The sequence below is a fragment of the Bacillus sp. NPDC060175 genome (genome assembly GCF_042728695.1).
Lineage (GTDB): Bacteria > Bacillota > Bacilli > Bacillales > Bacillaceae_G > Bacillus_A.
The window spans coordinates 58,260-73,201 of sequence record NZ_JBHWYR010000001.1 but is presented as its reverse complement, the minus strand read 5'-3'; the positions used below and the strand labels follow the sequence as shown (position 1 = coordinate 73,201).

16 protein-coding genes and 1 tRNA gene are annotated in these 14,942 nt (G+C 36.0%); 11 read left to right on the top strand and 6 right to left on the bottom strand.

The window, feature by feature from the left end:
• Nucleotides 1-23: 23 nt before the first annotated feature.
• The 4 genes from rpoD to ACFWDE_RS00415 all read left to right on the top strand — a co-directional run bounded on the left by rpoD (nt 24) and on the right by ACFWDE_RS00415 (nt 3,886).
• Nucleotides 24-1,151: an RNA polymerase sigma factor RpoD gene (gene rpoD / locus ACFWDE_RS00430; protein WP_000764062.1), complete on the top strand. Its 1,128-nt coding sequence runs from the start codon at nt 24-26 to the stop codon at nt 1,149-1,151.
• Between the two features lie 385 nt (nt 1,152-1,536).
• Nucleotides 1,537-1,893 (top strand): cytochrome c550, encoded by a 357-nt coding sequence (cccA, locus tag ACFWDE_RS00425; RefSeq protein WP_002015178.1) that lies wholly within the window; start codon nt 1,537-1,539, stop codon nt 1,891-1,893.
• 167 nt (nt 1,894-2,060) lie between these two features.
• Nucleotides 2,061-2,768: a tRNA (adenine(22)-N(1))-methyltransferase gene (locus ACFWDE_RS00420; RefSeq protein WP_002145708.1), complete on the top strand. Its 708-nt coding sequence runs from the start codon at nt 2,061-2,063 to the stop codon at nt 2,766-2,768.
• Nucleotides 2,765-3,886, top strand: a complete 1,122-nt coding sequence (locus ACFWDE_RS00415) for a Nif3-like dinuclear metal center hexameric protein (protein ID WP_377889310.1) — start codon at nt 2,765-2,767, stop codon at nt 3,884-3,886. Before ACFWDE_RS00420 ends, ACFWDE_RS00415 begins: the two co-directional genes overlap by 4 nt.
• Before the next feature lie 40 nt (nt 3,887-3,926).
• Here the strand turns inward: ACFWDE_RS00415 and ACFWDE_RS00410 are convergent, their stop codons facing one another.
• Nucleotides 3,927-4,877 carry a 4-hydroxy-3-methylbut-2-enyl diphosphate reductase gene (locus ACFWDE_RS00410; RefSeq protein ID WP_128280925.1) on the bottom strand — a complete coding sequence of 317 codons (951 nt, stop codon included), beginning with the start codon at nt 4,875-4,877 and terminating at the stop codon, nt 3,927-3,929.
• 89 nt (nt 4,878-4,966) lie between these two features.
• Nucleotides 4,967-5,710, bottom strand: coding sequence for a VrrA/YqfQ family protein (gene vrrA / locus ACFWDE_RS00405; RefSeq protein ID WP_377889308.1), 744 nt, complete (start codon nt 5,708-5,710; stop codon nt 4,967-4,969).
• Nucleotides 5,711-5,889: 179 nt separating this feature from the next.
• Between vrrA and ACFWDE_RS00400 the strand changes: the two genes are divergently transcribed.
• On the top strand, nt 5,890-7,200 hold the full coding sequence (locus ACFWDE_RS00400; protein ID WP_377889306.1) for a DEAD/DEAH box helicase: 1,311 nt from the start codon (nt 5,890-5,892) through the stop codon (nt 7,198-7,200).
• Nucleotides 7,201-7,450: 250 nt separating this feature from the next.
• Nucleotides 7,451-8,347, top strand: coding sequence for a deoxyribonuclease IV (locus ACFWDE_RS00395; RefSeq protein WP_377889304.1), 897 nt, complete (start codon nt 7,451-7,453; stop codon nt 8,345-8,347).
• 19 nt (nt 8,348-8,366) lie between these two features.
• Here the strand turns inward: ACFWDE_RS00395 and ACFWDE_RS00390 are convergent, their stop codons facing one another.
• Nucleotides 8,367-8,621: a DUF2624 domain-containing protein gene (locus tag ACFWDE_RS00390; protein ID WP_377889302.1), complete on the bottom strand. Its 255-nt coding sequence runs from the start codon at nt 8,619-8,621 to the stop codon at nt 8,367-8,369.
• 151 nt (nt 8,622-8,772) lie between these two features.
• On the opposite strand from ACFWDE_RS00390, the gene ACFWDE_RS00385 reads away from it, so the two are divergent.
• The 4 genes from ACFWDE_RS00385 to ACFWDE_RS00370 all read left to right on the top strand — a co-directional run bounded on the left by ACFWDE_RS00385 (nt 8,773) and on the right by ACFWDE_RS00370 (nt 11,862).
• Entirely contained in the window at nt 8,773-9,651 is an 879-nt protein-coding gene (locus ACFWDE_RS00385; RefSeq protein ID WP_219920251.1) for a YitT family protein, read from the top strand.
• 180 nt (nt 9,652-9,831) lie between these two features.
• Nucleotides 9,832-10,602, top strand: a complete 771-nt coding sequence (locus tag ACFWDE_RS00380) for a metal ABC transporter ATP-binding protein (protein WP_377889300.1) — start codon at nt 9,832-9,834, stop codon at nt 10,600-10,602.
• Entirely contained in the window at nt 10,602-11,435 is an 834-nt protein-coding gene (locus ACFWDE_RS00375) for a metal ABC transporter permease (RefSeq protein ID WP_002160460.1), read from the top strand. Before ACFWDE_RS00380 ends, ACFWDE_RS00375 begins: the two co-directional genes overlap by 1 nt.
• 13 nt (nt 11,436-11,448) lie before the next feature.
• Nucleotides 11,449-11,862: a Fur family transcriptional regulator gene (locus ACFWDE_RS00370; protein WP_002067192.1), complete on the top strand. Its 414-nt coding sequence runs from the start codon at nt 11,449-11,451 to the stop codon at nt 11,860-11,862.
• Nucleotides 11,863-11,945: 83 nt separating this feature from the next.
• Here the strand turns inward: ACFWDE_RS00370 and ispG are convergent, their stop codons facing one another.
• The 3 genes from ispG to yqgB all read right to left on the bottom strand — a co-directional run bounded on the left by ispG (nt 11,946) and on the right by yqgB (nt 14,413).
• The gene (gene ispG / locus ACFWDE_RS00365; RefSeq protein WP_161793976.1) at nt 11,946-13,049 is read right to left on the bottom strand and encodes a flavodoxin-dependent (E)-4-hydroxy-3-methylbut-2-enyl-diphosphate synthase; all 1,104 of its coding nucleotides are present in this window, start codon (nt 13,047-13,049) and stop codon (nt 11,946-11,948) included.
• A 165-nt stretch (nt 13,050-13,214) separates the two neighbouring features.
• Nucleotides 13,215-13,580 carry a hypothetical protein gene (locus ACFWDE_RS00360; protein ID WP_340778319.1) on the bottom strand — a complete coding sequence of 122 codons (366 nt, stop codon included), beginning with the start codon at nt 13,578-13,580 and terminating at the stop codon, nt 13,215-13,217.
• Nucleotides 13,581-13,645: 65 nt separating this feature from the next.
• A complete protein-coding gene (gene yqgB / locus ACFWDE_RS00355; protein WP_002034056.1) occupies nt 13,646-14,413 on the bottom strand; it encodes a protein YqgB in 768 nt (255 codons plus the stop codon).
• Nucleotides 14,414-14,652: 239 nt separating this feature from the next.
• Here yqgB and ACFWDE_RS00350 point away from each other — a divergent pair.
• Nucleotides 14,653-14,726 (top strand) — tRNA-Ile (locus ACFWDE_RS00350).
• Nucleotides 14,727-14,942 lie beyond the last annotated feature (216 nt).

The following is a 14,942-nucleotide window of genomic DNA, read 5'->3' as shown; positions in this document are numbered from 1 at the left end:
ATCTCGCGTAAGGAGGGGAACAGATGGCTGATAAACCAGCTCGTTCTAAACAAATTGAAACTGAAATGACCCTTGAGCAAGTGAAAGAACAACTCACTGAGCTCGGAAAAAAACGTGGCGTTCTTACATATGAAGAGATTGCAGAACGCATGAATGGGTTTGAAATTGAATCCGATCAAATGGATGAATACTATGAATATTTAGGTGAACAAGGGATTGACTTAGTTGGTGACAATGACAACGACGAAGGTCCTAATAATCGCCAAATTACAAAAACGGAAGAAGAATTCGACCTCAATGATTTAAGTGTGCCACCAGGTGTGAAAATCAATGACCCTGTTCGTATGTACTTAAAAGAAATTGGTCGAGTTGACTTACTATCCGCTGAAGAAGAAATTCGACTTGCAACACGTATTGAAGAAGGCGATGAAGAAGCAAAACGCCGTCTTGCAGAAGCAAACTTACGTCTTGTAGTAAGTATTGCAAAGCGCTACGTGGGCCGTGGTATGCTGTTCTTAGACTTAATCCAAGAAGGAAATATGGGTCTAATTAAAGCGGTTGAAAAGTTCGATTATCGTAAAGGTTTCAAATTTAGTACGTATGCAACTTGGTGGATTCGCCAAGCGATTACACGTGCGATTGCAGACCAAGCGCGAACAATTCGTATTCCAGTTCATATGGTTGAAACGATTAATAAGTTAATTCGTGTACAACGTCAATTATTACAAGATTTAGGACGCGAACCATCTCCTGAAGAGATTGGTGAAGAAATGGATCTTGCTCCAGAAAAAGTACGCGAAATCTTAAAAATTGCACAGGAGCCAGTTTCTCTTGAAACACCAATTGGTGAAGAAGACGACTCCCATTTAGGTGACTTTATTGAAGACCAAGAAGCAACATCGCCTGCGGACCATGCAGCGTATGAGTTGCTAAAAGAACAATTAGAAGATGTGTTAGATACACTAACAGATCGTGAAGAAAATGTTCTACGTCTTCGTTTCGGTTTAGATGATGGACGAACTCGTACGCTTGAAGAAGTTGGGAAAGTATTCGGCGTAACGAGAGAACGTATTCGTCAAATTGAAGCAAAAGCACTTCGCAAATTAAGACATCCAAGCCGTAGTAAGCGTCTTAAGGATTTCTTAGAATAGGCTACCTTTAAGTTTACTTCACGATTGTGAAGTAAACTTTTTTATTTTGTTAATTTTTGTTAAAATTTAGCTGTCAGCAACGATTACAATTTCTTGTAATTTATTTTACAGAATTGTCTTTTGATTTGCAAATGCTCATTTTTCGATTTTTCGATTAATTTTGTTTATTCTATACAAAATAATATGTAGAAAAGTAAAAAATATGATGAGAAACGTTAGTAATTATCGAAATAATATGCGATATAATAGTGAAAATCAATAAAATGAATTTACGGAATATTTTTAACGAGTAGTAGTTTGCTCTTTTCTGATAGAGCGTTTTCAAGTACAATATAAATGACTGAATCATCTAACTATTTAGTGGTATAGAGGGGGGAGAAGAGATATGAAACGTAATCCGTTGATTCCGTTCGCTCTTATTGCAGCATTAGGTATTATCGTTATGTTTGTATTTTCATTTCAGGGGCTAAATAAATCTAAAGAGTTAGCTGATGCAAAAAATGGTGGGAAACCAGCACAAACAGCATCAAAGCCAGAGGATATTGTAAAGCAAAGCTGTACGAGCTGTCACGGTGATCAGTTACAAGGGGCGGTAGGACCTAATTTACAAAAAATTGGTGGGAAACTTTCGAAAGATGAAATTAAAGAAGTTCTTTCAAAAGGAAAAGGAAATATGCCAGCTAATTTAATTCCAGCTGATCAAGCAACGAAAGTAGCTGATTGGTTATCGAAGAAAAAATAAAGTTTCGTATTACAAGCCTTTTGCTTTTGTGCAAAAGGCTTGTTTTTCTATACTTTCTAAAATACGATTAGTAATAGAGAATTGAAGTGTTGTTATGGACTTGCAACAACTACTATAAATTCATTATCATGGAGACAGACTGACAAGAGAAGGAGTAATGGAAATACATGAATGAAGTAAAGCTTTCGAAACGATTAGAAGAAGTTGTGAGGGAGATTCCGGTAGGCTCTACAGTAGCTGATATTGGATCGGATCATGCGTATTTACCGTGTTATACAATTATAAATAATATTGCTACAAAAGCAGTTGCAGGAGAAGTTGTAGATGGACCGTTTCGCTCTGCACAAGCAACTGTAGCTGAAAGTGGCTTACAAGATAAAGTAGACGTTCGGAAAGGGAATGGATTAGCTGTTATTGCACCAGGAGAAGTAGATGTTATTACGATTGCTGGTATGGGTGGAGCGTTAATTCGTGACATTTTAGAAAGTGGTAAAGAAAAATTAGAAGGTGTAACACGTTTAATCTTACAGCCGAATATTGCAGCACACCATATTCGTGAATGGTTTATTGAAAATGGATGGGAGCTTATCCGTGAGAAAATTATAATAGAGGACGGAAAGATTTACGAGATTTTAGTCGGAGAGCGAGGAGATATAGCGGTACCTTACTCTGAAAATAAACAAACTGAATTGTTTATGGGTCCATTTCTAATAAAAGAAAAAAGTGAAGCTTTTGTTGAAAAATGGGAAGGGGAATTGAAAAACTTCCAAAATATTTTGAAACAGTTAGAGCGTGCAGCAGAGTCTGAAGAGAAGAAAGCGAAGCGTGCAGAAGTAGAAGCGAAAATGAAAATGATAGGAGAGGTTTTATCATGAGTAAAATTCCAAATGGCCATGAAATTATTTCTTTATTTGAAGGCATGTATCCGAAGCATTTAGCGATGGAAGGGGATAAGATTGGCTTACAGATTGGAGCGCTTAATAAACCTGTACAGCACGTATTAATCGCGTTAGATGTAACTGAGGAAGTTGTGGACGAGGCGATCCAATTAGGAGCGAATATCATTATAGCGCACCATCCTTTAATTTTTAATCCATTAAAAGCGATTCATACAGATAAGGCGTACGGAAGAATTATTGAAACGTGTATTAAAAATGATATTGCGGTGTATGCAGCGCATACAAATGTAGATATTGCTAAGGGTGGGGTAAATGATTTACTTGCTGATGCGTTAGGGTTACAAAATACAGAAGTATTAGCTCCTACATATGCAGAAGAAATGAAAAAAATTGTTGTATTTGTTCCAGTAACCCATGCAGAAGAAGTGCGCAAAGCTCTTGGAGATGCGGAGGCAGGTCATATCGGTAATTATAGCCACTGTACGTTCGGTAGCGAAGGGGTAGGTACGTTCATCCCTCAAGAAGGTACAAATCCTTATATCGGAGAAACTGGGCAGTTAGAACGTGTGGAAGAGATGCGTGTCGAAACGATTGTTCCAGCTTCATTACAAAGAAAAGTTATTAAAGCGATGTTGGCAGCCCATCCATATGAAGAAGTGGCATATGATGTATATCCGCTTGATAATAAAGGTGAAACATTAGGTCTTGGTAAAATAGGGTATTTACAAGAAGAAATGACGCTTGAGCAGTTTGCTTTACATGTGAAACAATCATTACATGTAAAGGGTGCAAGAGTTGTTGGAAAGTTAGATGATAAGGTGCGTAAAGTAGCTGTACTTGGTGGTGACGGTAATAAATATATAAACCAAGCGAAATTTAAAGGAGCAGATGTATATGTAACAGGTGATATGTATTATCATGTTGCTCACGATGCGATGATGATTGGTTTAAATATAGTCGATCCAGGACATAACGTTGAAAAAGTAATGAAGCAAGGTGTACAAAAACAATTGCAAGCCAAAGTAGATGAAAAGAATTTCAATGTACAAATTCATGCTTCACAGTTACATACGGATCCGTTCACATTTGTATAAGAAAAATAAAAACCGTTGCTCATGTAGGCAACGGTTTTTATTATTGTTCTTTTTTCACTTTTACACGAGGTAGTATCTTTTGAAGTGGTACTTTTCGAATTCTTTCCCATGTAGCTGGATTCATTGGGTCATATTGATCTAAGAAAGCAATAACTTCTTTTGTAATTGGCGTTGGAGTAGAAGCACCTGCTGTAACAGCTACGTTTTCTACACCTTGTAGCCATTCTAATTGGATTTCACTTACGTCTGCAACGCGGTATGCTGTCGTACCAGCGATTTCTTGTGATACTTGTGCTAAACGGTTTGAGTTGTTACTTTTCGGATCACCGACAACAATTGTTAAATCTGCAACATCAGCTTGTTTAGCGACAGCTTCTTGGCGAACTTGAGTTGCTAAACAAATTTCCTTGTGGAATTCTGCTGTTGGGAATTTTTTCTGAATGTCCTCCATTAAATGTTGAACATCCCATTGACTCATTGTTGTTTGATTCGTAACTAAAATTTTATCCGTTGGAATTTCTAGTGTTTTTAAATCATCAGCTCTTTCGATAAGATGAACGATATCAGGTGCGATGCCAACTGCGCCTTCTGGTTCTGGATGATTTTTTTTGCCGATATAAATGACATGGTATCCTTCAGCTTTCTTTGCTTCGATAAGGTCATGTGTTTTTGTAACATCTGGACAAGTTGCATCAATTGTCGTTAAACCTTTTTCTTTTGCACGTTGTTTAACTTCTGGAGAAACACCGTGTGCAGTGAAAATAACAGTACCAGAATCGATTTTATCTAAAATTTCTAATCGACTTGGACCGTCTAATGTAATGATGCCATCCTCTTCGAAAGCATCTGTTACATGCTTATTGTGAACAATCATACCTAAAATATAAATGGGTCTCGGTAATGATTTATCTAATGCGGCGTTACGTGCAATAACCATCGCGTCAACAACGCCGTAGCAATAACCACGAGGGGAAATTTTAACAATCTTCATGTGAGTAATCCTCTCCTTCTAAACAAGGGATACTTTTGTGCATAGTCCATTACATTATAAAGGAGGAGGAGATAGAAAACAAAGGATTGTTACACATATAGTTTTGGTTTTGTTGCTATTTGTTGAACAGGCTCTTCTGGTAATTCTTTTTCTACTACTGGTTCTATTACGATTTTTTTTCTTTTTCTCTTTTTTTGTGGAGGTGGTGGAGTAGCGACTTTAACCTCATTAACTTCGTCTGGTACGTTTTCATTTTGCTTTTCTTCCGTGCTTTTTCCAGAGGTGAGGATTTTAACAATGCTGGGTAGATTACGCATAATTGGACTGTATTGCTCAACGACAGGTCCTACAGATTGAACAACTTGTGATACTTTTTCGATATTATTTATCATATTAGTTGGATTCGCAATTAGGTTAGAAAAAAAACTTCCGATGCCACTGCTAGATGTCGCCGCAGCTGTAGTTGTTGCAGCGCCACGCGTTTCGTTTGCTTCATACATTTGAGGGGGTATCATTTGTTGGGGATATGGTTGCTGTGGTTGGTACGGTTGCTGGTACGGTTGTTGGTATGGTTGCTGTGATTGGTACGGTTGCTGGTATGATTGCCTTTGTTGGTACGGTTGCTGCTGGTGCATCATCGGTGGTCCTTCCATTTGTCGATAGGGAGGGACCATTTGCATGAAAGGCTCCGTAGGATCGTGTTTTTTAAAGAGTTTAGAAAGAAAACTTTTCTTTTTTTGTGCCATCGGTGGTAGTTGTGGAATTGGGTATGGTGTATAAGAATGATGTCCTTGATTAGGATACATTGGCCCTATTGGGGATTTCGGATACATATGAGGAATCCTCCTTTCTTCAGTTAGGTATATACACATACAATATGCAATGGAAGGAAAGAAGGTTAGTTTTTGAGATAAAAACCTAAACTAAAGATGGATTTTACTTGTAGATTTCGATATAATGTAGACTTGACTGATTTGTGCGCAGTAGAAATTTTAGAAAGAAGGTGTAACTTATGACACTACAAACTTTTACACAGTATGATTTTAAACCATTTTTAATAGATGCAGTTCGTGAACTACGCTTTTCAGAGCCGACAGGAATTCAAAAGAAAATTTTCCCGGTCGTGAAAAAAGGTGTGAGTATAATTGGACAATCCCAAACTGGTTCTGGGAAAACACATGCATACTTACTTCCTACATTAAACAGAATTGATGCAAGTCGTGAAGAAGTACAACTTGTTATTACAGCGCCTACTCGTGAGTTAGCACAACAAATTTATCAAGAAATTGTGAAACTAACAAAGTTCTGTGCAGAAGATCAAATGATTACAGCACGCTGTTTAATTGGTGGAACTGATAAACAACGATCAATTGAAAAGTTGAAAAAACAACCTCATATTGTAGTTGGAACGCCAGGACGTATTAAAGACTTAGTAGAAGAAAAGGCGCTATTTGTTTATAAAGCGGATACTATTATTGTCGATGAAGCGGACTTAATGCTTGATATGGGATTCATTCAAGATGTAGATAAAATTGCGGCACGTATGCCTAAAAACCTGCAAATGTTAGTTTTCTCTGCAACAATTCCTCAAAAACTAAAACCATTTTTGAAGAAATATATGGAGAATCCAGAACATATTCATATTAATCCGAAGCAAGTTGCAGCAGGAAATATTGATCATTACCTTGTGCCTTCAAGACACCGTAATAAAACTGAATTAGTGAAAAATATGCTACTTCAATTTAAACCATATTTAGCAATTGTCTTTACAAACACAAAGAAGAAGGCTGACGAAGTAGCCGATGGATTAGCAGAACGTGGGTTAAAAGTAGGACGTATACACGGTGATTTATCACCACGTGATCGTAGAAAAATGATGAAACAAGTTCGTGATTTAGAGTTCCAATACATTGTCGCAACAGATTTGGCGGCACGCGGTATTGATATTGAAGGAATTAGCCATGTTATTAACTATGAACTTCCATCAGATTTAGATTTCTTCGTTCACCGCGTTGGAAGAACTGCACGTGCGGGTCATTCAGGTATTGCAGTGACGATTTATGATCCAGCAAACGAAGAAGCATTAGATAGCTTAGAAAAACAACGTAATATTGAGTTTAAGCATGTAGATTTACGCGGAGATGAATGGGCGGATTTAGGTGACCGTCGTCGTCGTAAGAGCCGTAAAAAACCAAATGATGGACTAGATGTTATGGCAACAAAAGTTGTTAAAAAGCCGAAAAAAGTAAAACCAAACTATAAACGAAAACTTGCAACAGAACGTGACAAAGTGAAGAAAAAATATAGCAATAAAAAAAGATAAGGGATTTCCCTTATTTTTTTTTATCTCACTACTTGAGAGAAAGTCGATTAATGCAGACTAATAATTAGTGAGGGGTAGAAAAAACGTTGACTAAAGTTTCACTTTATTGGGTTAATTTAAGTATAGAGTGCAGACTGTTTAAATAGTCTGTTTAATTTATGTAGTGCCTTTTGTGTGAACAAACAATTCGCTACATATTTCTACAAATTATGCTATCATTATATCTATTGTATATTGAAGAGGTGATTGTATGTTAAAGATAGGATCTCATGTTTCAATGAGTGGTAAGAAGATGTTATTAGCAGCAAGTGAAGAGGCTGTTTCATACGGTGCAACAACGTTCATGATTTATACAGGTGCGCCACAAAATACACGAAGAAAACCAATTGAAGAATTGAATATAGAAGCAGGAAGAAAACATATGGAACTAAATGGTATTGAGGAAATTATCGTCCATGCTCCGTATATTATTAATGTTGGGAATACGACGAAACCTGAGACGTTCCAATTAGGTGTTGATTTTCTACGTATGGAAATTGAAAGAACGGCAGCATTAGGGGTAGCAACACAAATTGTTCTTCACCCAGGAGCTCACGTTGGTGCAGGAGCAGATGCTGGTATTCAACAAATTATTAAAGGGCTTAATGAAGTAATAACGCCAGAACAAACGGTTAATATTGCGCTAGAAACGATGGCAGGAAAGGGAACAGAATGCGGTCGTAGCTTTGAAGAAATTGCGAAAATTATTGATGGTGTGAAATATAATGAAAAACTATCTGTATGTTTTGATACGTGTCATACGCATGATGCAGGTTATGACCTTGTAAATGATTTTGACGGTGTGTTAAACGAATTTGATAAAATTGTTGGGATAAATCGTTTACAAGTACTTCATATTAACGATAGCAAAAATGTACGCGGAGCTGGAAAAGACCGTCATGAGAATATTGGTTTTGGTCATATTGGCTATAAGGCATTGCATCACATTGTGCATCACCCGCAACTACAGCAAGTACCAAAAATTCTTGAAACACCGTATGTAGGTGAAGATAAAAAAGATAAGAAGCCACCATATAAATTAGAAATCGAAATGCTGAAAAATGGTACTTTTGATGAAGGACTTCTTGAAAAAATTAAAGCACAATAAGGAGGGGATTTTCCCCTCCTTATTTTAATAGTTGCTGAAATAAAGTATTTACTTGTTGGGCAGTGGCAGGAGAAGTTACTTTAGCGATTTGTTTTAACAAATCTAGTCGCTCGGTATTATCGTAAATGTTAATATTTTTCCCTTTCATAAGTAAAACGATTTTATCAGCTTGTGCAGTTGTGATTGGAACTTCGTATTCTTTACTATATTTCAATAACTCTTTTGTAGAAATATGATTTAATTTTTTGTTCACAATTTGTTTAATGAGGTTCATCGTGTTGTCCTCCTTCACACGTTCTTCTATCGAAATATATGTAAGCATAGCTTGTACATATTCGTATCAAGGTGCATTTTTTCAATGGAGAAAAGGAGCTTATGTTATAATATAAGAACGAAACTATAGATAAAGAGTATAAGGAGGACTTATGGAGAAAAAGCAACATCGAAAAGAAAGTGTTATTCATCTTGTATATCGTTTAGTTATGATTGTCTTTGGGGCAGCGTGTGCAGCGGTAGCGATTGAACTGTTTTTAATGCCAAATAAAATTATTGATGGTGGAATTATTGGTATTTCTCTTATATTAGATTATCTTACTCCTAATATTTGGTGGCTAAGTTTTTCTACTTTAGTTGTTATCCTCAACATTCCTTTTATGTACTCCGGGTATAAGCAAATTGGAAAAACATTCATGTTATCTTCAGCATTTGGAATTGTAGCTTTAGCATTTATTGAATCAACGTTGCATGCTATCCCACCATTTACAACAGAGCCGATTTTAGCAACAGTTTTTGGTGGTCTTATTTTAGGGCTTGGTGTAGGACTTGTTATTCGTCATGGTGGATCGTTAGACGGGACAGAGATTATGGGGATTTTATTAACGAAAAAATTACCATTTTCTGTTGGTGAATTCGTAATGTTTGTGAACTTATTCATTTTTGCATGGGCAGCATTTGTGTTTGGTGTTGAACAAGCGATGTATTCTGTTATGACGTACTATATTGCATTCAAAACAATTGATACGGTAATTCAAGGATTGGACGAAACGAAAGCCGTTTTAATTGTATCGGATCAATATGAGGAAGTATCAAATGCAATTTTACACCGCCTTGGTCGTGGAACAACAAAACTTGTTGCTAAAGGTGGTTATACAGATAAAGAAAAAGAAGTTATTTATGCAGTTGTCACACGTCTTGAAGTAACAAAGTTAAAATCAATTGTGCACGAAATTGATGAAAATGCATTTGTTACCATTATGAATACGCAAGAGACAAATGGTGGTAAGTTTAAATCGGCAATTCATTAAAAAATGATTTGTAATATTTTTTAAAAGCAGAGAAAATTTCTCTGCTTTTTGTTATAATAATAAGGTTTCTAGAAATAAAGAATATATTTTGGGCAGATTGGTTTACAACTATAATAAGCTGTACTATAATTCAAATAGAGATAAATCGGAATCATTCTGAATTAAAATAGGTGAGATGCTATGAATAATATATTGGAAATAGAAGGATTAACGTTTCGATATGAAGATCGCAACGTATTAGAAGATATTAATTTGCAAGTTCCGAAGGGAGCTTTTTTAGGTTTAGTTGGACCGAATGGTTCAGGGAAATCGACTTTACTTAAATGTTTATTAGGTGTTTTAAAACCGAAGCAAGGAAGTATTAGATTGTTTGGCATTGATAGTAAGAAATTTAAAGAGTGGAATAAAGTTGGTTATGTATCCCAAAAGGCAAGCAGCTTTAACTCAGGTTTCCCGGCAACTGTTTTTGAGGTTGTTTCAATGGGGCTCGTTTCGAAAAAAGGGCTTTTTCGCTTTTTTACGAAAGCCGATAATGCGAAAGTAGAAAAAGCGATTGCTGATGTAGGTATGAGCGAGTTTCAAGGTCGCAACATTGGAGAACTTTCTGGTGGACAACAACAACGTGTATTTATTGCTCGTGCACTTGTAAGTGATCCGGAATTGCTTATTTTGGACGAGCCTACTGTTGGGATCGATGTGAAAAATGTGGCAAGTTTCTATGAGATACTAGAGGACTTAAACAAAAGATTAGGAATCACGTTAATTCTTGTTACGCACGATATGGGTGCTGTAACAGAGAAGGTGACGCATGTTGCATGTTTAAATCAGCATCTACATTTCCATGGGAATGTAGAGAAATTCCGAGAGTTAGAAGATGCAGAAATGTCGATTTTATATGGGCATCATGTTCATCGCTTAGAGCATGAACATGGGCATCACGGGAGGATATAATGATACAGGATTTTTTACAATATGATTTTTTACGTAATTCTTTATACGCTGGTGTTTTAATTGGGCTTGTCGGACCACTTATCGGCGTGTTCGTTGTAATTCGCCGCATGTCGCTTATTGCGGATGCATTAAGTCATGTGACGTTATCAGGAATTGCAGCCAGTTTATTACTTGAAAAGACAATCTTTACTGGAGGGTTTTTAAACCCTTTATATATGGGAATGTTTTTTTCAATCGGTGGAGCATTGCTAATTGAAAAATTACGTACTGTATATAAACATTATCAAGAGTTAGCAATTCCGATTATACTTTCAGCAGGGATGGGGATTGGAGTTATCTTCATTTCACTTGCTAATGGATTCAATACGGATTTATTTAGTTATTTATTTGGTAGTGTAAGTGCTGTGACAAGTGCAGATTTAATTATTATTGGTATAGTAGCAATTGTAGTTATTATAACAATTGTTTTATTATACAAAGAGTTGTTTTTACTATCATTTGATGAGGAATACGCTGTATCAACCGGTTTGAGTGCAAAGTGGATTCACTTTATTTTCATTATATTAGTTGCTCTTGTAATTGCGGTATCAATGCGTGTTGTAGGTGTTCTTCTCGTATCATCTTTAATGACGTTACCAGTTGCAGCAAGTATTCGTATTGCAAAAGGATTTAAACAAACAATTTTCTTTTCCATTTTATTTGGTGAAATTGCAGTAATTGGTGGAATGTTTGCTTCGTATCAACTTGATCTAGCACCAGGTGGTACAATTGTTATGATAGCGGTTCTTATTTTAATCGGTGCGATTTTATGGAAGAAGAAAAAAACTGCATAAAGTAGGGATAGGTATGAATCTAACAGAAGCTTTACGCCTAATGAAGGAAAAAGGATATAAACATACGGGGAAAAGGGAAGAGATGCTAAGATTATTCGCGGCGCATAATCGTTATTTAACCGCAAAAGATGTTTTAGAACATATGAAGGATGATTATCCAGGACTTAGTTTCGATACGATTTATCGTAACTTGACGGTTTTTGCTGAAATTGGTGTTTTAGAGCAAACGGAATTAAATGGTGAAAAACATTTTCGTTTTATGTGCTCTATTATGGAACATCATCACCATTTCATTTGTTTAGATTGTGGTGGTACGAAAGAAATCACTTCTTGCCCAATGGATTTTATGAATAAAGATTTTAAAGGTTATGAGGTAACGGGACATAAGTTCGAAATATATGGTCGTTGTCCAAAATGTGCAAAATAAGAGAACTCGTCGGTTATATAACTGACGAGTTTTTAATTTAAATGTAAAAAAGGTTGCTCACAAAAATTGTGGGCAACCTTTTTTTATTGTTCTTGTTTTTCTTTTTCTTTTTCTCGTTCGGCAGCCATTTCAGCAGCGATTACATCAATTTCTTTTTTCAGTTCTTCTACCATTGTTTCTTCTGGTACTTTACGAACGACTTGCCCTTTACGGAATAATAAACCTTCTCCGCGTGCACCAGCAATACCGATGTCGGCTTCACGAGCTTCACCAGGACCGTTTACGGCGCAGCCGAGTACTGCAACCTTAATTGGAACTTTAAGTGTAGAGATGTATTCTTCGACTTCATTAGCAATGCTAATTAGGTCGATTTCAATACGACCACAAGTTGGACAAGAAATAAGTGTTGCGGCATTAGATGCAAGACCGAATGACTTTAATAGTTCACGTGCAACCTTTACTTCTTCAACTGGATCAGCACTTAAAGAAATACGAAGTGTATTTCCGATACCTTTACTTAAAATTGCTCCAAGACCAGCGGCGCTTTTTACAGTTCCAGCAAACAATGTTCCTGATTCTGTAATACCTAAATGTAATGGATAATCAAAAGCGCGAGCAGCTTTTTCGTATGCTTCAATTGCTAAGTTAACATCAGAGGCTTTCATTGATACGATAATATCGTGGAAATCTAAGTCCTCTAAAATTTTAATATGGTGCAGTGCGCTCTCGACCATACCATCAGCAGTTGGATATCCATACTTTTCTAAAATATGACGTTCTAATGAACCGGCATTTACACCGATACGGATTGGAATGCCACGCTCTTTCGCTGCATTTACAACAGCTTCTACTTTATGGCGACGTCCAATGTTACCTGGATTGATACGTACTTTATCAATGCCACCTTCGATTGCTTTTAAAGCAAGGCGATAATCAAAATGAATATCAGCAACAAGTGGAATGTTGATTTGTTTTTTAATATCAGCAATAGCATTTGCTGCGCGTTCGTCTGGAACAGCAACACGAACAACTTGACAGCCAGCTTCTTCTAAACGTTTAATTTCAGCGACTGTAGCCTCAACATCATGTGTTTTTGTTGTCGTCATACTTTGTATAATTAATTCATTGTTACCGCCAATTGTTAAATTACCGACTTTAACTGGACGTGTTTTTGTGCGTTGAGTCATTTCATTCACGAATTGATCGCTCTCCTTATAAAAGAAGTTTCTTATTTTAGTCCCTTACATCAATGATAGTATGTGTGAGAAAGGGCTATGGAAACCAAAGTACTCGGTTTCACTTTTACTATTGTATCAGCGCCTTTATGTAATTGACAAGGATTAAGTGATTGCTTATTGATATAACGGGAATTTATAAGATTTTCCAACTTGGATTTTTGTAGCAGATGTATTTTTATTTAATTGCTTAAAATCATCAATTACTTTTTCAATAGAAGGGATTTTTTTCTTATTAATCGCTTCTGTAATAGAAAGAACTGTATCGCCAGTTTTTACTTCGATTGCTTTATAAGCTGTATCCGTTTCTTTTTCTGTTTCTTTCTCTTTATTTTGTTTTGTATCTGTATTTTCTTGTTTTATCGTTTGGGCAGCAGAGGTTTTTTTGTATGAACTTAACATCGGTAAAGTACCGATTTTTATGTCGTAATAAAATATATAACCGAGGACAAGCACGAATAAGAGTACACCTAATCTCTTCATATTCTTCACTCCTTTGCTAGGAATATATGCTTGTCCAAAAAAAAAATGCCTATTTAGGCATTTTTTTATAGTTCTTGTTTTTCTTTCGGTTTTGGAACTTCTTTAATTGTTAAGTATAGAACGATTAAAACAACTGCAATGTAAATGAATGTTGCGCCAGGTACGTTTATTTTGAATAAATCCATAATCATAAAGAAGATTGTTGGAATTGTGTAGCTGTAAGCAGTTAATGTCCAAACTTGTTTATAAGATAATTTGCGTTGACCGCTCATCGCAGAACCGATGAAGGCAAGCAATGTAACTCCTACAAAGGTAATAAATAATTGGAACAAGTACAGTAAGAACCCAATAACGAATAATAAGATTGGATAAATACTGTCAAATAACGAAATGAAATCTTGTAAATCTTTTTTCTCAAGAGATGCGCCTAATAAGTCATTATAGGAGTATGTTTGTGTTTGACCATTCCCCATGGAGACTACTTTATCTTTTAAAACAAATAAACCTGTTTTATTTTGATATTTTTCTAAGTCTGTTGAATTTGGATCAAATACGAAAAGGGCATTTCCGTCTTCTTTTTCGATAGGTTGATCAATATCAGCTGTTAGCTCGCCATTTTCAATTTTAAAATCAGGTAAATCTTTTTCGATTACTTTATTTACCATGTTAACACCATCTTGAATAACGCTACCGTACAAGAAAGTTCTTGGAATAGTAGTGATTAGGCAAAGAAGCATAATATACAAAATGGTTTTACCGATTTTTTGAAAACGGAAAAGCGCCATATCTTTAGGCGAATATACGCTTTTTGCTAGCTGTGTAAAAATGGACATAGATTCACTTCCTTTATGTATGTGTAAAATCATTGTAACGTACGAATCTAGAGAAGCTCAAGATATATTATATTTACATATAGTAGAAAGGACTAAATTTCTTTTCATTAATTTACTTCTTTTAGTAGAGAAAAATACAATTGACACTTTTCTTTTGTATATGGTAAATTTATCTTACATTTTTCAAACGATATATCCGATGGGAATTTAGTTGTTTTTAATGTTACATACATAATCGTGGACCCTTAGCTCAGCTGGTTAGAGCAGACGGCTCATAACCGTCCGGTCGTAGGTTCGAGTCCTACAGGGTCCATATCCATTTCAGATGTTTAGTATGCCAGCAGGAAGCTTCCTTGTAGAAGGAAGCTTTTTTTACGGAATATATGAGCATTTTAATTGAAAAGAAGTGGGAATTTTGCTACTTTAATGATAGCAAGACAAAGCGATTTATTTGTTTGCACCCTATGGCAATTAGGGTAGAATGAAGTTGTAGGTCACATATGTAGTGACAATACATAAACCGGGAGGA